The sequence below is a fragment of the Micromonospora sp. NPDC023644 genome, assembly GCF_040640115.1.
GTDB lineage: Bacteria > Actinomycetota > Actinomycetes > Mycobacteriales > Micromonosporaceae > Micromonospora.
Map to the genome: position 1 here is coordinate 1 of NZ_JBFABA010000073.1, position 22589 is coordinate 22589.

A 22589-nucleotide genomic window follows, 5' to 3' on the forward strand; every position below is an offset into this window, starting at 1 on the left:
GACGAGCCGGTCGGCCCAGCCGCGGGCCAGCGACGCCGCCGGCGCGTGGCCCAGCTCGGCGTGCACCGCGTCCATGGCGGCGAGGCAGCCCGCGCCGCCGTCGGCCCAGGCGACGGCCGGGGACCCGGCGCTGGCGGCGGCGGCCAGGTCGACCGCCGCGTGGGCCTGCCCGGCGAGGCCGGGGTCGGCCAGCAGGGTGGACAGCCGGGCGAGCCCGTACGCGATGCCGCCGAGGCCGTACAGCCCGCCGGGGCCGATCGCGGCGGTCAGGTCCGGGCGCGCGCCGAGCAGCTGGAACAGCCCCGGCACCCCGCCGACGGCCCGGTGGGCCAGCTCGGCGTAGCGGGCGGTGCCGGTCACCGCGGCGAGCTGGCCGAGGAAGAGCGCGACCCCGAGGTGCCCGTCGGCCAGCCCGGCCCCCATCGGCAGGACGAGCCACTGCCGGTCGTCGACCAGCTCCAGGCCGAGCCAGTTCACCCGGCCTCCGCCGGCCACGCTCCGGGCCTCGATCTCGTCGGCCAGCGCGCAGGCCGCGGCGAGCAGGCGCTCCGGCGACGCGTCGGCCTGCGCGACCGGCCGTGACGTCGGCGCGGCGGCGTGCCGGCCGTCGACCGGGCGACGGGTCGCGAGCGTCGCCGCGACGATCCACTCCTGGTGCCGCCGGTCGGTCTCGCCCAGCGTGGCGATCTTGCCCAGCGCGGCGTCGAGCCCGCAGCGGGCCAGCGGCACGGGCAGCGGTTCGCCGCCGCCGGCGACCCGGACGGCCCGGCTGCCCGGCGTGCCATCGAACAGCGGGACGTCGCCGGCCCACAGCGCGGCGGCCTCGTGCCGGGGGAACTGGGCGAGGAACGGGTGCCCGCCCGCGCTGGACCAGAGGACGCCGAACGCGCGGTCCCGCTCCAGCGCGTCGCCGAGCACGTCCGGGTGGGTGGTCTCGGTGAGCAGGGTGTGGTATGCCGAGGTGGGGCGGGCGACCAGCCGTACCGGGACGTCGGCGCAGGCGGCGACCAGGTCGGTGAACTCCCGCCGGTGCGCCCGGATCGTCTCGTACGCCAGCCGGAACCCCGCCCGCAGCGCCGGCTCGTGGGCGCCGGGATCCACCACGTCGTCGCCGACGCGGGGTCGGTTGCGACCGCCGACGAAGTCGACGGCCCGGCGGGTCAGCCGCATCCGGTCGGTGCCCGGGTCGGCCCAGTCGAGCGCGCTGGCGGGCGCGGGCCCGCCCCGGTCGCCGCCGACGCCGGACAGGTCCATCGCCCCCTGGTCGCCCACGACGATCACCGGCACGAGGCCGGTGCGGTGCACCGAGGCGGTCAGCAGGTCCGCGGCCGGGTCGCCGGTGCCCACCGGCTCGCCCAGCGCGGGGTGGAAGAGCGTCTCGGTGTCCACCACGACCGGGGTGTCGCCGGCGGCGATCAGGTTCTCGTAGTGCATGTCCGTGGCGTGCAGGGCGTGCAGCAGCGCGACCAGGGCGCCCTGCCGGCGGTAGAACCCGTCCGCCTGCTCCGGGTGGCTCAGCGCCGTCGCGTCGACGTACTCCGACCAGCCGTAGCCCGGCCGGGTCAGGGCGGCGACCCCGCGCAGCCCCAGCCCCGGCGCCCGCCGCTCCAGCCAGTCGACGAACCCGGTGAAGCGCACCTGGGAGGCCAGGTCGCGCGGCTTGTAGACGACGCGTCGGCCGTCGGCGAAGCGCAGCACGGTGGTCGTACGGCCGCCGGTGTGGGCGTCGCCCAGGTTGCTGCGGACCGCGACCAGCGGGCCGGGGTCGCCGTCGCCGAGCAGGGTTTCCACCAGCTCGTCGCGGTCGGCGACGAACCGGGTCAGCAGTTCGAGCGCGGACCGGGCGGCCGCCGTCGCGGCCTGCGCCAGCAGGCGGGCCAGCACGGGATAGCGGTCGACCAGCCCGGCCAGCCCGGCCGGGTCGCAGAGCCGTGCCACGAAGTCGGCGAACCGGGCCCGGCCGTCGGCGCCGGCGAGCCGGCCGGCCGCCCGGCGTCGGTGCAGCTCCGAGACCAGCGTGCGGGCCGCGACGGTGAGCAGGTGGCGACCCAGTGCGGCGGCGAACTGGTCGGTGAGGACGGCCAGGTCGACCGTCCTCTCCGTGGCGAGTCGACGGGCTCCGGCGAGGAACCGGTCGGTGGCGACGTCGACGAATGGCCGTAGGGGCGCGGTGAGCGCGGCCCGCCAGTCCGCCGGGTCCGCAGGCGGCCGGGGCGTGGCCGCGGCGACCAGCGCCGCCTCGACGGTCTCCGCCCAGGCCGGGCGGGTCGTCCTGGCGGCGAGCGCGGACCGGTCCTCGGCCAGCAGCGCGCGCAACCCCGCCTCGTCCAAGCCGACCTCGCCGAGCCGCGCCGCCAGGCCGGGCCCGTGCCCGGCCCGCCACCGGGCCAGCTGCCGGTCGGCGGCGTCCGCGCCGTCGGCACCGCCAGCCGCCTCCGGGCCGCCCGCGCCGGGCGCGCCGTCCGGGCCGTTCGCGGCGCGCGGCGCGTGGGTGGGGCGTCGGCCCGGTGCGTCGCCGGACGGGCCGGGCGCGCGTTCGTGCAGCGCGAGCCCCGACGCCCACCAGTGCGGGGCCAGCCGTACGCCGGAGCAGGCGTGTTCGGTGGCGCCGGCCAGGGGAGTCGAGGTCACCGTTGCACGGTGCCAGAGCGGGGCGCGGAGTTCATGAGTGGAAACTACTCACATTCGTGCTCCGGCGCTGGCGGCGCCGCTGCAAGCGGGCCTGTCGGGGCCCGTGGACGGCGGGACCGGCCCTACCGGCACGCGCCTCTCGCCGGACGCGTGACCCACCCCATCCTAGTCACCATCGGTGATCAATTGAATGGCCAGCGTGACGTCGGCGGGAAATTGAGTGCCGCCCACGCATGTGGACGGTGCCGGCGCCGATGAGTCTTCGGGCGACTGTTCTACCCGGGGCGGCGCGATGAACGGAGCCAGGGATGGAGTTTCGGGTACTGGGGCCGGTGGGGGCCTGGAGGGGTGACGCGGAGGTGGCGCTGGACGGGGCGAAGCAGCGCACCGTGCTCGCGGCGTTGCTGCTCGCCGAGGGGCGTACGGTGCCGGACACCCGGCTGTGCGAGCTGCTCTGGGGGGAGCGCCCGCCGGCCACCTTCGCCGCCCAGCTCTACAACTACGTCTCGCGGCTGCGCAAGTACCTCGGCGCCGAGGTGGACATCGTTCGGCAGTGGTCGGGGTACCAGATCCGGATCGGCGCCGCCCGGCTCGACCTCGACGAGTTCGAGCGCCTGGCCGAGGCCGGGCGGGAGGCGCTGCGCGAGGGGCGGCCCGCCGAGGCCGCCGAGCGGCTGCACGCCGCCATGTCGCTGTGGCGCGGCCCCGCGCTGTCCAACGTGACCGAGCACCTCGCGGTGGCCGAGGCGCACCGGATGGCGGAGCTGCGGATGGCGGTCCTGGAGAGCCGGATCGACGCCGACCTGCGGTTGGGCCGCCACGTCCGGCTGGTCCCCGAGATCACCCAGCTCGTCGCCGAACACCCGCTGCACGAGGGGCTGCGGGGCCAGCTGATGACCGCCCTGCTGCACAGCGACCGGCAGGCCGACGCGCTGGCCGCCTACCACGAGGGCCGCCGGGTGCTCGCCGACGAGCTGGGCGTCGACCCGGGCCCGCTGCTCACCGAGGCGTACCGGTCGATCCTCGTCGGCCCCCCGGCCCCGGCGGTCGTCGCGGAGCCGAGCTGGCACGGCGTGCGGCCCGCGATGCTCCCGCCCGGCGTCGGCGACTTCGCCGGGCGGGAGGAGGAGCTGAGCGGGCTGCTCCGGGTGCTGACCGCCGAGCCGAAGGCCCGCCCGCCGGTCGCCGTGGTCACCGGGATGGCCGGCGTCGGCAAGAGCACGCTCGCCCTGCACGCGGCCCACCTCACCCGGGCCGCCTTCCCCGACGGTCAGCTCTACGCCGACCTCGGCCGCGCGCGGGGCAACGCCGTCGAGCCGTACGACGTGCTCGGCTGGTTCCTGCGCAGCCTCGGCCACGCCGAGTCGGCGATCCCCAAGGGGCTCGACGAGCGGGTCCGGCTCTACCGCAGCCAGCTCGCCGGCCGGCGGCTGCTGGTCATGCTCGACGGCACCGCGGACTACGCGCAGGTGAGCCCGCTGCTGCCCGGCGACCCCGGCTGTCAGGTCATCGTCACCAGCCGGCTGCGCATGCCCGAGCTGGCCGGCGCCACGTCGATCGAGGTCGGCACCCTCGACCGGCAGCAGGCGCTCGCGCTGCTCGGCCGGATCATCGGGGCGCGGCGGGTCGCCGAGGAGGCCGAGGCGGCGAGCCGGGTCGTCGAGTTGTGCGGTCGGCTCTCGCTCGGCGTCCGGGTGGCCGGATCCCGGCTGCTGGCGCGCCCGCACTGGTCGCTCGGGTACCTGGCGGACCGGCTCGCCGACGAGCGGTACCGGCTGGACGAGCTCCGGCTGGGCTCGATGGACGTCCGGGAACGACTGGACAGCAGTTACCACCAGCTGGCCGACCTGGGCCAGCTCGCCCTGCGCCGGCTGGCGCTGCTGCGCGCGCCGGCCTTTCCGAGCTGGTGCACCGCGGAGGTGCTGGGCGTGTCCCGGCACGCCGGCGAGGAGGTGGGGGAGAAGCTGGTCGACGCCCGGCTGCTGGAGATCGTCGAGTCCGACGGCGGCCGGCGGCAGCGGTTCCGCTTCCACGACCTCGTCCGCGTCTTCGCCCGGGAGAAGGCCGACCAGGCCGACCGGGTGCTGGTGGCCGGCGCCGGGGCGCTGAGCGCGGTGGGGAACTGAGCCGGCGGCGGTGTAGAGAAGATATAGCCGGTGGTCGCACGGTCACCGGGTGAACACCGTGACAACGAGCGACTGCGCGACGGTCGTCCCGGTCGACGTGGAGCGCGTCGCCCCCGACACGTTCGTGGCCCGGATCCGCCCCGACCTCGACGATCCGGTCTTCGCCGGTCACTATCCGGGGTTCCCGCTGCTGCCCGGGGTGCACATCTTCGAGTACGTGCACCGGGCGGTCCGCGGCGTGGCCCCCGAGCTTCAGCTGACCGAGATCGTCAGCTGCCGCTTCCTGCTGCCGGTGCGGGGCGACGACGAACTCGTCGTGACGATCCGCCGCACCGGCGGACTGTGGCGGGGCGAGGTCACGGTCGCGGCCGTCGGAGTCGCCGAGGTGCTGCTGCGCTACGGGAGCGAGGAGTGACGACCATGATGGGGATCGAGGAGATCAGGCGGATCGTCCCGCACCGTCCGCCGATGCTGCTGGTCGACCGGGTCAGCGAGCTGGTGCCCCGGCGGCGGCTGGTGGGTTCGCTCACCGTCACCGGCGACCGGCCGCTGCCGATGTCGCTGCTCCTGGAGTCCTGGGGGCAGGCGGCGCTGGTGCTGATGCGCCACGACCGCCCGATGCCGGACGTGCTCACCGACGGTGTGCCGGTCGCCGGGCTCTTCGAGCACGTCCGCTTCGGCCGGCCGGTGCTGCCGGGGGAGACGGTGCGGCACCGGGTCACCATGAATCGGCTGGTCGCCGACACCGCCTTCGTCACCGGCGACAGCGTGGTGGGGGACACCGTGGTGCTGCGCGTCGGCCGGCTGGTCGGGGCGATGCGGTCGGTGGACTCGCTGCGGGCGTCCCTGGAGGCGGCGATCCGGGAACACCGGTCGGCGGCCCCGGCGGCGGACACGGGCTCCCCCGCGCAGCCGGTGGCGAGCCCCTCCGGGGCGGCGCGGTGAGCGCCGGTGGGCGGCCGGTCGCCCTGGTCACCGGCGGCTCGCGGGGCATCGGCCGGGCGGTCGTGCACCAGCTCGTCCGCGACGGCTACGACGTGGCCATGTGCTACCAGTCCAGCAAGGACGCCGCCGACGAGGTCGTCGCGGAGGCGGCCCGCGACGGCGGGCGCGTGCTGGCGATGATGGTCGACGTCGCCGACGCCGGGGCGGTGCGCGACTTCGTGTCGACCACCGAGCGGGAGCTGGGCGACCCCGACGCGGTCGTCAGCGTCGCCGGCATCATCCGGGACAAGCCGCTGGCCCTGATGGCCGACGCCGACTGGCGCGCGGTCATGGAGGTGAACCTGGACGGCACCTACCACCTCTGCCGCGCCGTGGTCCGGCGGATGATGCGCCGCCGCGCCGGGTCGATCGTCACGGTCTCCTCGGTGTCCGGGGTGGCCGGCAACCCGATGCAGACCAACTACTCCGCCTCCAAGGCCGGGGTCATCGGCTTCACGAAGGCGCTGGCCAAGGAGGTCGGCCGGTACAACATCCGGGCGAACGTGGTCGCGCCCGGCTACATCGACACCGACATGATCGCCGCGCTCTCCGGCGAGCTGGGCGCCATCGCCCGAGACCGGGTGGCCCTGGGCCGGCTCGGGCGCAGCGAGGAGATCGCCGAGGTGGTCTCGTTCCTGCTCTCGTCCCGCGCGTCGTACCTGACCGGCCAGGTGATCACCGTGGACGGCGGCCTCGCGATGTGATCGGCCGCCGGCCGCCGGCGACGACCCTGGGATACCAGGGACCGAGCAGCCGGGTCAGGAGATCGGTGCGGTAGGCGTCCGCCCCGATCAGGATCCTGGCCCGGTTGCGGGCCACGCCGCGCAGGATCGCCCGGGCGGCGTACTCCGCCGTGACGGCCACCGAACGCTCGAAGTGCTCCCGGACCGCCTGGTAGTCGCGCAACCCGTCGTTGCGGGCGTTGCGCATGATGTTCGTCCTGATCCGGCCGGGGTGCACGCAGCTCACCCCGACCGGCACCCCGTCGGCCCGCAGCTCCTGCGCCACCGCCTCCGTGAAGCCCCGGACGGCGAACTTGGCGGCGTTGTACCCGCTCTGCATCGGCGCGCCGGCCAGCCCCAGCACGCTGGAGACGTTGACCAGGTGGCCGTGCGACGCCGTCAGCAGCGGCAGGAACGCCCGGGTGCCGTGCACGACACCCCAGAAGTCGACGTTCATCACCCATTCGAGGTCTTCCCAGGCCCCGTCGGCGACCGAGGCGAGCAGGGTCACCCCGGCGTTGTTGACGACCAGGTCGGCGCGGCCGAAGTCGGCGTCGACCCGCTCGGCGTGCGCCAGCACCGCGGCCCGGTCCGTCACGTCCAACCGGTACCCGCGCACCTGGCCGTCGCGGCCCGCGCAGCACCGTACGGTCTCCCGCAGCCCTTCGTCGTCCACGTCGGAGACGGCGAGCCGGGCGCCCCGGGCGGCCAGCTCGACGGCGAGCGCGCGGCCGATGCCGGAGCCGGCGCCGGTGACCACCGCCACCCTGTCAGTGAAGTCTCTCATCCTGGACCTTCTCGCTCGGCCTTCGGGCCTCGGCGGTCCGCGCCCGACGCAGACTTCCGCCGCCGGCTATGGCATTCCTATGCCGCGTCGATATGTAGAGAAGCTATGAGGCGGCTGCCCGAGCCTTTCTCCCGGCAGTCGTCGACACGGCTGCCGGCCGGGTTGACGAAGGGAGAACGATGTCGGACATCTTCGGTTCGGCGATCACCGGGCTCGGCGCCTATCGGCCCACCCGCGTGGTCACCAACCCGGACATCGCACTGCGGACGGACGTGACCCCGGAGTGGATCGAGGAACGCACCGGGATCAGGACCCGACACGCGGCCGGCCCGGGGGAGACCGTGCCGGTGATGTCGGCCGAGGCCGGCGCGAAGGCGCTGGCGATGGCGAACGTCGACCCCTCCGAGGTCGACCTGCTCATCCTGGCGACCGCCACCAAACGGGACCGGATCCCGGGCGGGGCGCCGGAGGTCGCGCACCGCATCGGCATCCCGGCCACCGGCGCGTTCGACCTGAACGCCGCCTGCGCGGGCTTCGCCTACTCGGTGTCGGTCGCGTCCAACGCCGTCCGGCTCGGCGAGGCGCGCAACGTGCTGGTCGTCGGCGCCGAGCACCTCACCGAGTTCATCGACCCCGAGGACCCGGCGACCTACGTCATCTTCGGCGACGGCGCGGGGGCCGCGGTGATCTCCCGCTCCGAGAGCCAGGACATCGGGCCCGTGGTGTGGGGCAGCGACGGCCGGCGGGCCCCGATCCTCGGCACGAAGTGGGCCGGGGACGGCAAGGAGTACGCCTCGATGAACGGGCCGCTGGTCTACCGGTGGTCCACCAAGAACATCCCCCCGGTCGCGCGGGAGGCCTGCGCCCGCGCCGGGATCGACCTGTCGGAGATCGACTGGTTCGTGCCGCACCAGGCGAACCTGCGAATCATCGAGCAGCTCGCCGAGATCCTGGAGATCCCGGAGGAGAAGGTCGCCCGGGACGTGGTCGACACGGGGAACACCTCGGCGGCCTCGGTGCCGCTGGCCCTGAGCCGGCTGCACGAGAGCGGCCGGACCAAGCCCGGCGACAAGGCGCTGCTGCTCGGCTTCGGCGCCGGCCTCGCGTACGCCGGCCAGATCGTCCGGATGCCCTGAACACCCCCTCGAAAGGACACTGACATGACCGTTGACCAGGTGGCCGCCGACGTCGAGCAGCTGACCCGCAAGCTGATGACCGAGGAGCCGGACCGGCCGATCTCCGCCGACGACACCTTCGTGGACCTGGGCCTCGACTCGCTCAAGCTGGTCGACCTGCTCGGCGCCGCGGAGGTCCACTTCGACATCGAGGTGCCGGACGAGGAGGTCGGCAACTTCGTCCGCGTCCGGGACCTGACCGACTTCGTGCTCGGCGCCAAGTGAACGCCGGCGACGGGGACGCCCGGGAGTTGTCCGTCGGTCAGGCCGCGCAGTGGGCGCTGTACCGACTCGCGCCCGAGAGCTCGACCAGCAACGTGGTGACGGCCGTGCTCGCCGAGCCGGTCCTCGACACCGACGTGCTGCGGGCCGCCCTCGTCGCCGTCCAGGCCCGGCACGACCTGCTCCGGTCCCGGTTCGCCGAGACCGGCGCGGGGCCGGTGCGGCTGGTCGACCCCGCCGGCTCGGGCGCGGTCGAGGTCCGCGACGTCGGCGACGTGGACGACGCGGCCCTGCGTACGCTGATCCACGCCGTCGGCGAGCAGCCGCTCCGGCTCGAACACGACGGTCCCCTGCGGGTGGTGCTGCTGCGCCGGCACACGGACTGCGCGCTGGTGCTGGTCATCCACCACATCGCCACCGACGGGCTCTCCCAGTGGCTGATCTGGCGGGACCTCGGCGACGCGTACCGGGTGCTGCGGGGCGGGGGCACGGTGCGGTGGCCCACGCACCCCAGCTACGACGAGTTCGTCGCGCGGGAGCAGGCCATGCTGGCCGGCCCCCGGCGGGCCGAACTGGCCGAGCACTGGGCCCGCACCTGCGCCGGGGCCACCGCCGCCACCCTGCCCACCGACCGGCCCCGCCCCGCGACCCGGTCCTACCGGGGCGCGGCCGTCGCCCGGACGCTGCCGGACGAGGTCGCCCGGCAGGTGCGCGCCACGGCCGCCGCCCTGGCGGTGACCCCGTTCACCGTCCTGCTCGGCGTCTTCGAGGCGCTGCTGCACCGGTGCACCGGGCAGCGCGAGTTCACCATCGGCTGCCCGGTGTCGGTGCGGCGCGGGCGGGCGCTGCGGGAGGTGGTCGGGATGCTGGTGAACCCGGTCGTGCTGCGCTCGTCGTTCACCCCGGGCACCACCTTCGCGACGGCCATCGCCGCCGCGGGACGCCAGCTGTCGGACGGGGTGGCGCGTGCCGCCTACCCGTTCCCCCTGGTCCAGGCGGCCCGCCGGGACCGGGACCCGCTGGTGCGGGTCACCATCACGCTGCTCGCCCGGCAGCACGGCGACACCCTGTCCGACACCAGCAACGGATTCGTCGGGCACCGGATCCGCCAGGTGGTGGTGCCCTACGACGAGGGCCAGTTCGACCTCGCCGTGACGGTCCACCAGCTACCCGACCTGGCCCTGCGCACCGAGTTCAACTACGACACGGACCTGCTCGACCGCGCCACCGTCGAGCGGCTCTTCGACCAGTACCTGGCCCTGCTCGGCGCCGCCTGCGCCGACCCGGCCGCGACGGTGGCCGACGCCTGCCTGGCGGGCGACGTCGACCAGCGGATGCTGCTCGAACTCGGCATGAGCTGAGCACCTCGGCGACCCGGCGCCCGTCGTCGACGGGTCGCCGCACAGCGCCCGCACGGCGGATGCGGGCGACCTTCCGTCAGCCCGGAGAGGGGGTTGAAATGGATCAGGGAATTCTCTCCACGGTCGGCAACACGCCCCTGGTGCGCCTGGACCGGTTGTTTCCCGAGTTTCCCGGGCGGGCGTACGCGAAACTCGAACAGTTCAATCCGGGTGGGAGCATCAAGGACCGGGCGGCGCTGAACATGCTGCGCGGCAAGATCGAGTCCGGTGAACTGGTGCCGGGACGGTCCGTGGTGGTGGAGTCCAGCTCCGGCAACCTCGCCATCGGCCTGGCCCAGATCTGCGCGTACTTCGGGATCCGGTTCATCTGCGTGGTGGACCCGAAGACCACCCGGCAGAACCTGGCGGTGCTGGCCGCGTACCAGGCCGAGATCGACATGATCGAGCACCCCGACCCGGTGACCGGCGAGTACCTCGCGGTGCGGCGGCGCCGGGTGCGCGAGCTGGTGGAGACCGTGCCCGGCGCCTACCGCCCGGACCAGTACACCAACCCGCTCAACGCCCGGGCCCAGCGGCAGACCATGGCCGAGATCATGACCGAGCTGGACGGCCGGGTCGACTATCTGTTCTGCTCCACCGGCACCTGCGGCACCCTGGTCGGCTGCGCCGACTACCTGCGCGAGAACGGCCACCCCACCCGGATCGTCGCGGTCGACGCCGTCGGCAGCGCGATCTTCGGTCACCCGCCCGCGCCCCGGCTGATTCCCGGGCACGGCGCCTCGGTGGTGCCCCCGCTGGCGGCCGGCGCCAGGCCGGACGAGGTGCTGCACGTCTCCGACCTCGACTGCGTGGTCGGCTGCCGGTTGCTGGCCGTCCGGGAGGCCATCCTCGCCGGCGGGTCGTCCGGGGCGACGGTGGCCGCGCTGCGGCGCCGGATGGCGGACCTGCCGGCCGGGAGCACCAGCGTCCTGATCTTCCCGGACAACGGCGACCGCTACCTCGACACCATCTACTCCGATCGCTGGGTGACCGAACAGTTCGGCGAGGTCAGCCACCTGTGGAAGGGCGACAAATGCTGATCATCGGCCACTCCGTGGTCCGGGACGTGCTCGACGGCGACGAGGCACGGGTCATCGACCTCGTCCGGCAGGCGTACCTGCTGCACGAGCAGGGCCGCACGAGCGTGCCGCACTCGGTCTTCCTGCGCTTCCCCGACAACGCCCGCAACCGGATCATCGGGCTGCCCGCGTACCTGGGCGCCGACCCGCCGGCCGCCGGCATGAAGTGGATCTCCTCGTTCCCGGCGAACATCGAGCGGGGCCTGGACCGGGCCAGCGCGGCCATCGTGCTCAACTCGCTGGAGACCGGCCAGCCCGAGGCGGTGATCGAGGGCTCGGTCATCTCCGCCCAACGGACCGCGGCCGGCGCGGCCCTCGCCGCGCAGCTGCTGACCGCCGACCGCCACCCGGACGGCCTGGCGCTGATCGGCTGCGGGCTGATCAACCAGCAGGTGCTGCGCTTCCTGGCCGTGGCCCTGGCGCCGCCGGTCTCGCTCGTGCTGCACGACTCGGACCCGGGCCGGGCCGAGGCGTTCGCCGCCCGGGCGGCGGCCCTGCTGCCGGGCACGACGATCAGCGTGGTGGCGGCCGCCGAGCAGGCGCTGGCCGCCCACCGGCTGGTCTCGATCGCCACCACCGCCAGCGAACCGCACCTGGAGCTCACCGCCTGCCAGCCGGAGAGCGTGGTGCTGCACCTGTCGCTGCGCGACCTGCACCCCCGGGCGGTGCTGGCGGCCCGCAACGTCGTCGACGACCCCGACCACGTGTGCCGCGAGCGCACCTCGCTGCACCTCGCCGAGCAGCTCACCGGCGGCCGGGACTTCATCCACACCACCATCGGCCGGCTGGCCGGCGGTGCGGCGCTGCCCCCCGCCGACGTTCCCGGGCCGGTGGTGGTCTCCCCGTTCGGCCTGGGCGTGCTGGACATCGCGCTGGCCGAACACGTCCGCCGCACGACGGCCCAGCGGGGCCTCGGCGTGCGGATCGACGACTTCACACCCGTACCGGCCGCCGCCGTGGCGACCGCGGAACCCACGAGGGAGAGAACATGAGCGACGACGACCGCAGCTACCTGGTGGTGCTCAACGACGAGGAGCAGTACTCGGTCTGGTGGAGCGACCGGGCGCTGCCGGCCGGCTGGCGGGCCGAGGGCACCGAGGGCACCCGGGACGAGTGCCTCAGCCGGATCAACGAGCTCTGGACCGACATGCGGCCGAAGAGCCTGCGCCTGCGGATGGACGGCGCGTCCGTCTGACGGGCCCCCGGCAGGCGTGACCCCGGCCGTCCGCGATCGACCCCCACCCCGGAGGAGCACCCCGATGAGCACCCCTCTGTCCACCCTGCCGGCCGCCGGAGCGGGCACGGCCGGTCCCGTCGTCCTGCCGGACCTGATCGCCCGTCAGGCCGCGGCGACGCCCGACGCGACCGCGGTGCTCGCCGGCGACGTACGGGTCGGCTACGCCGAACTCGACCGTCGCGCCAACCAGCTCGCCCGGCACCTGGTGGGGCTGGGCGTCGGTCCGGAGTCGACGGTCGGCGTGCACCTGCGCCGGGGGGTCGACCTCGTGGTCGCCCTGCTCGGGGTGTGGCGGGCCGGCGGCGCGTACCTGCCGCTGGACCCGGCGCACCCGGTGGACCGGCGACGGTGGATCGTCGCCGACACCGGGGTGGACGTCGTGCTCACCCAGGCCGACCTGCGCGACGACGGCCTGGCCGGGCCGTCGCACGTGGTCTGCCTGGACGCCGACCGGTCCCGGATCGAGGCCGGGCCGGACACCGCGCCGCCGGTCCGGATCGATCCCGACAACGCCGCGTACGTCATCTACACCTCCGGCTCGACCGGCCGGCCCAAGGGCGTGGTCGTCACCCACGGGGCCATCGGCAACCGGGTGGCCTGGACGGTCCGGCAGCACGGCCTGTCGTCGACGGACCGGGTGTTGCAGAAGACCGCGGTGAGCTTCGACGCGGCCGGCTGGGAGTTCTTCGCCCCGCTGATCTGCGGGGCGACGGTGGCGCTCGCGCCGGACGGCGCCGAACGCGATCCGGCCGCCCTCGTGGCGGCGGTCATCCGGTCCGGGGCGACCGTGCTCCAGGGCGTCCCGTCGGTGCTGCACCTGGTGACGGAGGAGCCGGACTGGCCGAGGTGTACCTCGCTGCGGCTGGTCTTCTCCGCCGGCGAGCCGCTGCACGCCGAGCTGTGCCAGCGGCTGGCGGCGGTGCCGGGGGTGCGGGTGTGGAACACCTACGGCCCCACCGAGTGCGCCATCGACGTCACCGCCCAGCAGGTCGACCTCGCCCAGCGCACCGGTCCGGTGCCGATCGGCCGGCCGCTGGACAACCTCCGGCTCCAGGTGCTGGACGCGAACCGGCGGCCGGTGCCGATCGGCGTCGTCGGCGACCTCTACGTCGGCGGGGCCGGGCTCGGCCGCGGCTACCTCAACCGGCCCGACCTGACCGCCGAGCGGTTCGTGCCGGACGAGTACGGGCCGCCCGGCGCGCGGCTCTACCGCACCGGCGACCAGGTCCGGTGGCGCTCGGACCGGAGCCTGGAGTTCGTCGGCCGTGCCGACGACCAGCTCAAGATCAATGGGGTGCGCATCGAGCCGGGCGAGGTGGAGGCCGCGCTGGCCGCCCACCCGGACGTCCGGCGGGCGGTGGTCGTCGGCTTCGCCGAGCCCGGCGGCAACCCCCGGCTGGCCGCGTACGTCGCCAGCCGACGCCCCCTGACCGCCGCGCAGCTGCGGTCCTTCCTGACCGACCGGCTGCCCGACGCCCTGGTGCCGGCCGTGTTCGTGCCGGTGGCCGAGTTCCCGCTCACCACCGGCGGCAAGGTGGACCGGGCGGCGCTGCCGCCGGTCGAGACCGCCGACCGCACGGCCTACCTGGCCCCGCGCACCGACGCCGAGCGCCTGGTCGCCCGGCTCTGGCAGGACCTGCTCGACGTCGACCGGGTCGGGGTGCACGACGACCTCTTCCAGCTCGGCGGGTCGTCGCTGGTGACCGTCCGCCTCGCCAGCCGCCTCGCCGCCGAGTCGGGCGTACGCATCGAGTTGAGGGAACTGCTCGCCGCGAGCACGGTCAAGGCGCAGGCCGCCCTGCTGGGCGGCGGCGCCCCCGCGACGCCGGCGGTGCTCCCGGTGCCCCGGACCGGCCCGCTGCCGCTCTCCCCGGCCCAGCGGCGGTTGTGGCTGCTGGACCAGCTCCAGCCGGGCAGCCCCGAGTGGGTGGTGCCGCTCTACCTGCGCCTGCCCGGCTCGCTGACGCCCGACACCGTACGGGCGGCGCTGACCGCCCTCGAGGCCCGCCACGAGGCACTGCGCACCCGCTACCTGACCCGCGACGGCGAGCCGCAGCAGCGGATCGACCCGCCCGGTCCCGTCGACCTCACGGTCCGCGACGCGGCCGAGGCCCCGCTCGTCGACCTCGTCGACGCGCAGCTCGGCCAGGGCTTCGACCTGCGCACCGGGCCGCTGTGGCGGGCCACCCTGGTCACCGCGGCCGGGGCGGACCACCTGCTGCTGGTGGCGCTGCACCACATCGCCTCCGACGCGACCACCGCCGGCATCCTGGAGCGTGACCTGCGGGAACTCTGCGCGGCGAGCGCCGCCGGCCGGGAGCCCGACCTGCCGGAGCTGACGGTGCACTACGCCGACTACGCGGCCTGGCAGCGCCAGTACCTCACCGACGACCGGGTCGAGCGGGAGCTCGGCTTCTGGCGCGAGCACCTGGCGGGGGTGCCCGAGCTGGCCCTCCCGCTGGACCGGCCCCGGCCGGCCGAGCGCGACCCGCGCGGGGCGCACGTCGAGTTCGAGGTGCCGGCCGGGCTGGCGCGGGAGCTGACCGCGCTGGGCCGGCGCTGCTCGGCGACCCCGTTCATGACCATGCTGGCGGGCTTCGCCACGCTGCTGGCCCGCTACAGCGGGCAGTGGGACGTCGCCGTCGGCGCGCCCACCTCCGGTCGGCGGCCCCCCGAGGCGGAGCAGGTCGCCGGGGTGTTCCTCAACCCCGTGGTGGTGCGCTGCACCCTGGACCCGGCCGCGTCGTTCGAGGCGGCCCTGCGGGCGGTCCGGTCCCGGACCATGGACGCCCTCGCCCACCAGGACCTGCCCTTCGAGCGGGTGGTCGACGACCTCGTCGACGTCCGCGACCTCTCCCGCACCCCGCTGTACCAGGTGATGCTCAACGCCCAGGAGGGCGGCATCACCGGCCAGTCGACCGACGACGAGGCCCTGCTGGACGCCCTGCGCCGGGCGGCCCGGGTCGCCAAGACCGACCTCACCATGCACGTCTGGCCCCGCCCGGACGGCACCCTGGCCGGCAGCCTGGAGTACGCCACCGCCCTGTTCGACGAGCCGACCGTCCGGCGGATGGCCGACCACTTCGTCCGGCTGCTCGCCGCGGCGGCGGCCGAGCCGCAGACCCCGCTTCACGACCTCGACCTGCTCTCGCCGGGCGAGCGCCACCAGCTCCTGCACGAGGTGCACGGGCCCACCGTGCCCCGCTCCGCCGCGACCGTCTGCGACCTCTTCGAGGCCCAGCGACGCCGGACGCCGGACGCGGTGGCGCTGCGCCACGGCGACCTCACCACCACCTACGCGGCGCTGGACGACCGGGCCAACCAGTTCGCCCACCACCTGCGGCGCTCCGGCGTCGCCCGGGGCGCGGTGGTGGCCGTGCTGCTGGACCGGGGCGTCGACCTGGTCGCGGCGATCCTCGGCACCTGGAAGGCGGGGGCGGCCGTGCTGCCGCTCGACCCGTCGTACCCCGCCGAGCGGATCGGGCACATGCTCGCCACCGCCGGCGTGGAGCTGGGCGTCACCCAGGCCGCGTACGCCCCCAGGTTCACCGTGCCGACGCTGCACGTGGACACCCACCGGCTGATGCTCTGCGCCGGCCCCACCAGCCGGCCGGAGCGGGACACCGACCCGCTCGAGACGGCCTACGTGCTGTTCACCTCCGGCTCGACCGGCCGCCCCAAGGGCGTGCTCCTGCCGCACCGGGCGGTGTCCAACTTCCTCGCCTGCGCCGTCGAGACCGAGGCCCGGGGCGACCGGGGGCCGCGCGCGGGGCGGGGCGACGGCGCGCCGCTGTTCACCACCATCGCCTTCGACCTGTCCATCCCCAACCTGTTCAGCCCGCTGGTCTCGGGGCAGGCGGTGACCCTGCTGCCCGCCGCCCTCGACGTCGCCGAGCTGGGCGGCCTGCTCGTCAAGGCCGGCCCGTTCGACCGGTTCATCATGACCCCGCCGCACCTGGAGCTGCTCACCGAGCAGCTCGACGACGAGCAGGCGGGCCAGCTCTCCGGTCTGATCTGGACGGCCGGGGCGGCGCTGCGCAGGGAGATCGCCAACCGGTGGCTGGACCGGCTCGGGCCGGGCGGCCTCACCAACAGCTACGGGCCGACCGAGACCACGGTCGTCATGACGGCCCACCCGGTCCGGACGCCGCAGACGACCGACATCGTGCCGATCGGCCGGGCGATGGCGAACACCACCGTCCGGGTGCTCGACGACGCGCTGCGGCTGCTGCCGGTCGGGGTCGTCGGTGAGCTGCACATCGGCGGGGAGTGCCTGGCCACCGGCTACGCAGGCCGACCGGACCTCACCGCGGAGAAGTTCGTGCCCGACCCGTACGGGCCGCCGGGCAGCCGGCTCTACCGCAGCGGCGACCTGGTCCGGATGCGCCCGGACGGGGTGATGGACTTCGTCGGCCGCGTCGACGACCAGGTCAAGGTGCGGGGCTACCGGATCGAACTCGGCGAGATCCGCGCGGTCGTCGAGGAACACCCCGGGGTCGCCCAGTGCGTGGTCATCGTCCACGAGGACCGGCTGGTCGCCTTCCACCGGGGCGAGGCGCCCGACCTGGCGGCGCACTGCGCCCGGCTGCTGCCCGACTACATGACGCCGAGCCTGCTCGTGCCGGTGGCCGAGATCCCGCTCAACGCCAACGGCAAGGTGGACCGCGCCGCCCTGCTCCACCTGCTCTCCCACGCCGTGTCGACCGGCGCCGCCGGCGCCGAGGACGCCCTCGTCGCGCCGCGCACGGTCGTCGAGGAGCGCCTCTGCGCGATCTGGAGCGACCTGCTGGGCGTGCCCGTCGGCGTGCGGCACAACTTCTTCGCCATGGGCGGGCACTCCGTGCTCGCGGGCCGGCTGGTCGCCGGCCTCCAGGAGGAGTTCGACCTCGACGTGTCGCTGCGGCTCGTCTTCGAGCATCCGACCGTCGAGGCGATGGCGGGCGCGGTGGAGGACCTCATCCGGGCCGAGGTGGACGCGCTTTCCGACGCCGACCTGACCGAAGACCTGCGGCAGACCAAGGAGCACCAGGCATGACCTCGACCGCGAACCAGCCGAACCTGCGCGAGGCGCTCGTCCAACGCCGGTTGGCGGGCCGGGCCGCCGGCCGGCGCGCCGCGATCCCGACCGTCGACCGCTCGGGCGACCTGCCGCTCTCCTTCGGCCAGCAGCAGATGTGGTTCCTCAACCGGATGGACACCACCAGCCCGGAGTACCTGGTCTCCTCGGCGCTGCGGCTGCGCGGCCCGCTGGACCGGGCCGCGCTGACCCGGGCGTGGGACGCCCTGATCGCCCGGCACGAGATCCTGCGCACCCGGTACGCGATGGCCGATCTGACGCCGGTGCAGGTCGTCGACGAGCCCCGCCCGCAGGAACTGCCGCTGGTCGACCTCTGCGGGGTGGCCGAGGCCGAGCGGGAGGACCGGGCCGCCGAACTGGCGACCGGGCTGGCCGCCACCGGCTTCGACCTGGCGACCGAGTGGCCGGTGCGGGCGACGCTGCTGCGGCTCGGCCCCGCGGAGCACCTGCTGGTGCTGGTGATCCACCACATCGCCTGCGACGCGCCCTCCACGGCGGTGCTCCTCGGCGACCTGGCCCAGCTGTACGGCGCGTTCGTCCGGGGCGAGCGGTCGCCGCTGGCGCCGCCGGCCGTGCAGTTCGCCGACTTCGCGGCGTGGCAGCGCGACCGGCTGCGCGGCGAGCCGCTCCAGCGGCACCTGGAGCACTGGCGCGACCGGCTCGCCGGCATCACCCCGCTGGAGCTGCCCGCCGACCGGCCCCGGCCCCGCGTGCGGGACTGGCGGGGCGCGTCGGTCCCGTTCGCGCTCTCCGCCGACCTCTCCGCCGCGCTGCGGGAGATCGCCCGGGGCGCGGAGACCACCCTCTTCGTCACCCTGCTGACCGCCTTCCAGGCGCTGCTGTCGCGCTACACCGGCCGGACCGACATCCCGGTGGGCAGCGTGACGTCCGTGCGCGACCGCGCCGAGCTGCGCGACCTCGTCGGGTACGGCATCGACAACCTGGTCCTGCGGGGCAGCTGGACGGGCGACCCCACCTTCGCCGACCTGCTGCGCGGCACCCGCGCCACCGTGCGGGACGCCTTCGCGCACGCCCACGTGCCGTTCGCGCTGCTGGTCGACGAGTGCGAACCGGAGCGGGACCTGTCCCGCACCCCGCTCTACCAGGTCGCCTTCACCCTGGGCGACGACGCTCCCGGCGGCGCCTGGCCGGCCGGCCTCACCGCCGAGACGCTCTGGCTGCCCACCCGGGTCGCCAAGGTCGACCTGCAACTGCACGTCGTCGAGGGCGCCGACGGCCGGCTGCGCGGGCACCTGGAGTACGCGACCGCGCTGTTCGACCGGGCCACGGTGCGGCGGATGGCCGACCACCTCGGCCGGCTGCTGGAGCACGTCGGGGCCGACCCCGACGCCCGGATTTCCGCGCTGCGCATCCTCGACGACGCCGAGCTGGCGGCGGCGACCCCCGCCCCGGCCCGGCCCGCCGCCGCGGTGACCGGCACGGTGCACGGCGTCTTCGCTGCCACCGCCGCCGCCCACCGTGACGCCATCGCCGTCGTGGACGGCGGGCGGCGCTGGACGTACGCCGAACTGGACGCCACCGCGAACCGGCTGGCGCGCCACCTGCGGGCCCTCGGCGCCGGCCCGGAGCGGCTGGTCGCGGTCTGCCTGGACCGCCGCGCGGAGCTGGTCTCCACCCTGCTGGGCGTGCTGAAGTCCGGGTCGGCGTACCTGCCGGTGGAGCCCGGCGTCCCCGCTGACCGGCTCGACTTCATGCTCGCCGACGCGGGCGCGCGGATCGTGGTGACCACCGAGGCCCACCGGGCGCGGTTCGCCGACTTCGACGGCGCCGTGGTGGTGCTGGACGCCCCCGACCACGCCGCGGAGATCGCCGGGCGTCCCGGCACCGACCCGGGCGTCGCCGTCGACCCCGAGAACCTGATCTACGTCATCTACACCTCCGGGTCGACCGGCCGCCCCAAGGGCGTCTTCCTGACCCACGCCAACGTGCTGCGCCTGACGACCGTGGCGCAGGACGAGCTGAACTTCGGCCCCGCCGACGTGTGGCCGCTGTTCCACTCCTACGCCTTCGACGTGTCGGTGTGGGAGCTGTGGGGCGCGCTGCTGCACGGCGGCCGGCTGGTGGTGGTGCCCCGCGAGGTCACCCGTTCCCCCGGGGACATGCTCGACCTGCTGGTCGAGGAGCGGGTCACGGTGCTCAACCAGACCCCGACGGCGTTCCGCGGCCTGGTGGGGCTGGCCCGCGACGGCGACCCCCGCATCGACCGGCTCGCGCTGCGCGCGGTCGTCTTCGCCGGGGAGAAGCTGGAGTACGGCGACCTCGGCCCCTGGGTGGCCCGGCGCGGGCTGGCCGCGCCCCGGCTGCTGAATCTCTACGGGATCACCGAGATCACGGTGCACGCCACCTACTACGAGGTGGCCCCGGACGACCTGGCCGGAGCCGCCAACCCGATCGGCGTCCCGCTGGCGGACCTGAGCATCCACCTGCTCGACCCGTACGGCAATCCGGTGCCGGTCGGCGTCACCGGCGAGATCCACGTCGGCGGGCCCGGCGTGGCCCGGGGCTACCTGAACCGGCCCGGGCTGACCGCCCAGCGGTTCGTGCCCGACCCGTTCGGCCCGCCCGGCGCCCGCCTCTACCGCAGCGGCGACCTGGCCCGCCGGCGCGCCGACGGCAGCCTGGAGTTCGTCGGCCGGATCGACGACCAGGTCAAGATCCGGGGCTACCGGGTCGAGCTGGGCGAGATCGAGGCCGCCATCTCGGCCCTGCCCGGGGTGCGGGAGGCGGTGGTCGTCGTCCGCGAGGACACCCCCGGCGACCGGCGGCTGGTGGCGTACTCGGTCGTCGACGAGCAGGTGGAGCTGCCCCGGCCGGGGCAGGTGCGCGCGGCGCTGGCCCGCACCCTGCCCGAGTACATGATCCCGTCGGCGTTCGTGCCGCTGGCCCGGCTGCCGCTGACCGTCAACGGCAAGCTCGACAAGCGGGCGCTGCCCGCGCCCGACCGTACGGTGACCGCCACCGACCGGCCCTACCTCGCGCCGCGTACCGAGGTGGAGGAGCGGCTCGCGGCGATCTGGGCGGAGCTGCTCGGCCTGGAGCGGGTCGGCGTCGAGGACGGCTTCTTCGACGTCGGCGGCGACTCGATCCGCGCCGTGGCGCTCGCCGCCGCCATCCGGGCCGCCGGCCTCGACGTGCAGGTGCGGGACCTCTTCGAGCGCCGCAGCATCGCCGAGCTGGCGGAGTTCCTCACCGGCCGGCCCGCGCCCGCCGCCGCGGAGCCGGCCGTCGAGCCGTTCGCGCTGATCTCCGAGGCCGACCGGGCCGCGCTGCCCGACGGCGTCGTCGACGCGTACCCGTGCACCCAGGTGCAGCTCGGCATGCTCGCGGAGATGCTCGCCGACGAGCGCAACCACTACCTCAACGCCACCACGTACCGCATCCACGACTCCGGCGAGTTCTCGTTCGACGCGTTCCGGGAGGCCGCCGCGCTGCTGGTGCGGCGGCACGAGGTGCTGCGCACCTCCTTCGACCTGACCGGCTACTCGGTGCCCATGCAGCTCGTGCACGCCACCGCCGAGATGCCCGTCGGCATGGACCGGGCGCGCGCCGACGACCGGGCCGGCCTGGAGCGGGAGCTGCGCGACTTCATCGCCGCCGAGCGGGCCGACATGTTCGACCTCGGCCGGCCGGCGCTGTTCCGGCTGCACGCGCGGGTCTGCGCGGACGGCAGCTGGTGGCTCACCCTCACCGAGTGCCACCCGATCATGGACGGCTGGAGCTACCACTCGCTGATGATGGAGCTGGTCGGCGCGTACCACCGGATCCGCGACGGGCTGCCGGTCGAGCCCCGCCCGGCCCCGCCGGTGCGCTTCGCCGACGCGGTCGCCGCCGAGCTGCGCTCCACCGGCGACGGGCCCGATCGCGCCTTCTGGCACGACCGGGTCGCCGGCCGGGACCGGTTCGTGCTGCCGGAGGGCTGGGGCGACCCGACCGCCGAGGCCGGCGCCCAGTACGACCACTGGGTGCCGCTGCACGACCTGGAGCCGGGCCTGCGGGCGCTGGCCCGCCAGACCGGCGTGCCGTTCAAGTCGGTGATGCTGGCCGCGCACCTGAAGGTGATGAGCCAGCTGACGGGCTCGGAGTCCTTCTTCACCGGGCTGGTGTGCAACATCCGGCCCGAGGTGGCCGGCGCCGACCGGGTCTACGGGATGCACCTGAACACCGTGCCGTTCGTGCACGACGCGAGCGCGCGGACCTGGCGGGAGCTGATCGGGCGGACGTTCGCCGCGGAGCTGGAGCTGTGGCCGCACCGCCGGTACCCGCTGCCGGTGCTCCAGCGGGAGGTCGGCGACGGCGGCCGGATGCTCGACGTCCGGTTCAGCTTCCACGACTTCCACCAGATCGACACCGACGAGATCGACTACGCCGACTCGATCGACGACAGCCCGAACGAGTTCCCGCTGGGCGTGATCAGCCGGCTCGGCTTCATCACGCTGGAGGCCAACCTGCGCCACCTCGGCGTCGCGCAGGTCGCCCGCCTCGGTGGCATGTACCGGGCGGTGTTGGAGGCGATGGTCGCGGACGTGGACGGTGACGCGTCGGTGGTGTGTCTGCCGGCGGGTGAGGTGTCGGTGGTGTCGGCCGACGGGGTGTCGGCGGTGTCGCCGGTGTCGCGTTCGGTGCTGGCCGAGTTCGAGGCGCGGGCGGCCGAGGTGCCGTCGGCGGAGGCCGTGTCGGTGCCGGGCGGCCGCTCGGTCGACTTCGCGGGCCTGGACGCGCGGGCGGAGAACGTCGCCCGGTGGCTGGCCGCGCGGGGTGTGGGTGCCGGTGCGGTGGTGGGTGTGCTGCTGGACCGTGGTGTGGAGCTGGTGGCGTCGATGTTGGGGGTGTGGAAGGCGGGTGCGGCGTTCGTGCCGGTGGATCCGTCGTACCCGCCGGGCCGCATCGCCGCGATGCTGGCCGACGCCGGTGCCCGGGTCGCGGTCACCTCGCACCGGTACGCCGACCGGTTCGCCCCGGTCGGCGTGGAGGTGGTGCGCGTCGAGGAGATCGGGGAGAGCGAAGCGCCGCTGCCGGCCCGCGCCACGGATCTCGACGAGTTGGCGTATGTGATTTTCACGTCGGGTTCGACGGGTCGGCCGAAGGGTGTGCAGGTGACGCACCGTGGGTTGGCGAATCATGTGCGGTG

The 22589-nt window shown here is 75.0% G+C and carries 14 protein-coding genes; 12 read left to right on the forward strand and 2 right to left on the reverse strand.

Annotated elements, in window-relative coordinates:
• The coding region (locus tag AB0G08_RS28130) for a type 2 lanthipeptide synthetase LanM family protein (protein WP_358093327.1) at nt 1-2631 on the reverse strand (2631 nt) is incomplete at its 3' end.
• Between the two features lie 308 nt (nt 2632-2939).
• Between AB0G08_RS28130 and AB0G08_RS28135 the strand changes: the two genes are divergently transcribed.
• From AB0G08_RS28135 to AB0G08_RS28150, 4 genes are read left to right on the forward strand one after another with little or no spacing between them, the layout of a single operon-like run.
• Complete coding sequence (locus tag AB0G08_RS28135) at nt 2940-4757, forward strand: BTAD domain-containing putative transcriptional regulator (RefSeq protein ID WP_358093330.1); 1818 nt, start codon at nt 2940-2942, stop codon at nt 4755-4757.
• Nucleotides 4758-4806: 49 nt separating this feature from the next.
• Complete coding sequence (locus tag AB0G08_RS28140) at nt 4807-5172, forward strand: hypothetical protein (protein ID WP_358093333.1); 366 nt, start codon at nt 4807-4809, stop codon at nt 5170-5172.
• Nucleotides 5169-5702, forward strand: coding sequence for a hypothetical protein (locus tag AB0G08_RS28145; RefSeq protein ID WP_358093336.1), 534 nt, complete (start codon nt 5169-5171; stop codon nt 5700-5702). The genes AB0G08_RS28140 and AB0G08_RS28145 overlap by 4 nt, the downstream gene beginning before the upstream one ends.
• The gene (locus AB0G08_RS28150) at nt 5699-6445 is read left to right on the forward strand and encodes an SDR family NAD(P)-dependent oxidoreductase (protein WP_358093339.1); all 747 of its coding nucleotides are present in this window, start codon (nt 5699-5701) and stop codon (nt 6443-6445) included. The genes AB0G08_RS28145 and AB0G08_RS28150 overlap by 4 nt, the downstream gene beginning before the upstream one ends.
• On the opposite strand, the gene AB0G08_RS28155 is transcribed toward AB0G08_RS28150, so the two are convergent.
• The gene (locus AB0G08_RS28155) at nt 6417-7250 is read right to left on the reverse strand and encodes an SDR family NAD(P)-dependent oxidoreductase (protein WP_358093342.1); all 834 of its coding nucleotides are present in this window, start codon (nt 7248-7250) and stop codon (nt 6417-6419) included. The genes AB0G08_RS28150 and AB0G08_RS28155 overlap by 29 nt on opposite strands.
• Before the next feature lie 179 nt (nt 7251-7429).
• Between AB0G08_RS28155 and AB0G08_RS28160 the strand changes: the two genes are divergently transcribed.
• The 8 genes from AB0G08_RS28160 to AB0G08_RS28195 form a co-directional block, all read left to right on the forward strand.
• On the forward strand, nt 7430-8386 hold the full coding sequence (locus AB0G08_RS28160; RefSeq protein WP_358093345.1) for a beta-ketoacyl-ACP synthase III: 957 nt from the start codon (nt 7430-7432) through the stop codon (nt 8384-8386).
• A 24-nt stretch (nt 8387-8410) separates the two neighbouring features.
• On the forward strand, nt 8411-8650 hold the full coding sequence (locus tag AB0G08_RS28165; RefSeq protein ID WP_101410848.1) for a phosphopantetheine-binding protein: 240 nt from the start codon (nt 8411-8413) through the stop codon (nt 8648-8650).
• The gene (locus AB0G08_RS28170; RefSeq protein ID WP_358093348.1) at nt 8647-10008 is read left to right on the forward strand and encodes a condensation domain-containing protein; all 1362 of its coding nucleotides are present in this window, start codon (nt 8647-8649) and stop codon (nt 10006-10008) included. Before AB0G08_RS28165 ends, AB0G08_RS28170 begins: the two co-directional genes overlap by 4 nt.
• A 98-nt stretch (nt 10009-10106) precedes the next feature.
• Nucleotides 10107-11087: a 2,3-diaminopropionate biosynthesis protein SbnA gene (sbnA, locus tag AB0G08_RS28175; RefSeq protein ID WP_358093350.1), complete on the forward strand. Its 981-nt coding sequence runs from the start codon at nt 10107-10109 to the stop codon at nt 11085-11087.
• Nucleotides 11081-12118, forward strand: coding sequence for a 2,3-diaminopropionate biosynthesis protein SbnB (gene sbnB, locus AB0G08_RS28180; RefSeq protein ID WP_358093353.1), 1038 nt, complete (start codon nt 11081-11083; stop codon nt 12116-12118). Before sbnA ends, sbnB begins: the two co-directional genes overlap by 7 nt.
• Nucleotides 12115-12321, forward strand: a complete 207-nt coding sequence (locus AB0G08_RS28185) for an MbtH family NRPS accessory protein (RefSeq protein WP_358093356.1) — start codon at nt 12115-12117, stop codon at nt 12319-12321. The genes sbnB and AB0G08_RS28185 overlap by 4 nt, the downstream gene beginning before the upstream one ends.
• Nucleotides 12322-12385: 64 nt before the next feature.
• On the forward strand, nt 12386-17398 hold the full coding sequence (locus tag AB0G08_RS28190) for an amino acid adenylation domain-containing protein (protein WP_358093359.1): 5013 nt from the start codon (nt 12386-12388) through the stop codon (nt 17396-17398).
• The coding region (locus AB0G08_RS28195; protein ID WP_358093362.1) for an amino acid adenylation domain-containing protein at nt 17395-22589 on the forward strand (5195 nt) is incomplete at its 3' end. The genes AB0G08_RS28190 and AB0G08_RS28195, both read left to right, overlap by 4 nt.

Coding starts and splice junctions, on each gene's coding strand:
- AB0G08_RS28135 (WP_358093330.1), top strand. CDS start 2,940: ATGGAGTTTCGGGTACTGGGGCCGGTGGGGGCCTGGAGGGGTGACGCG.
- AB0G08_RS28155 (WP_358093342.1), bottom strand. CDS start 7,250: ATGAGAGACTTCACTGACAGGGTGGCGGTGGTCACCGGCGCCGGCTCC.
- AB0G08_RS28160 (WP_358093345.1), top strand. CDS start 7,430: ATGTCGGACATCTTCGGTTCGGCGATCACCGGGCTCGGCGCCTATCGG.
- AB0G08_RS28165 (WP_101410848.1), top strand. CDS start 8,411: ATGACCGTTGACCAGGTGGCCGCCGACGTCGAGCAGCTGACCCGCAAG.
- sbnA (WP_358093350.1), top strand. CDS start 10,107: ATGGATCAGGGAATTCTCTCCACGGTCGGCAACACGCCCCTGGTGCGC.
- sbnB (WP_358093353.1), top strand. CDS start 11,081: ATGCTGATCATCGGCCACTCCGTGGTCCGGGACGTGCTCGACGGCGAC.
- AB0G08_RS28185 (WP_358093356.1), top strand. CDS start 12,115: ATGAGCGACGACGACCGCAGCTACCTGGTGGTGCTCAACGACGAGGAG.
- AB0G08_RS28190 (WP_358093359.1), top strand. CDS start 12,386: ATGAGCACCCCTCTGTCCACCCTGCCGGCCGCCGGAGCGGGCACGGCC.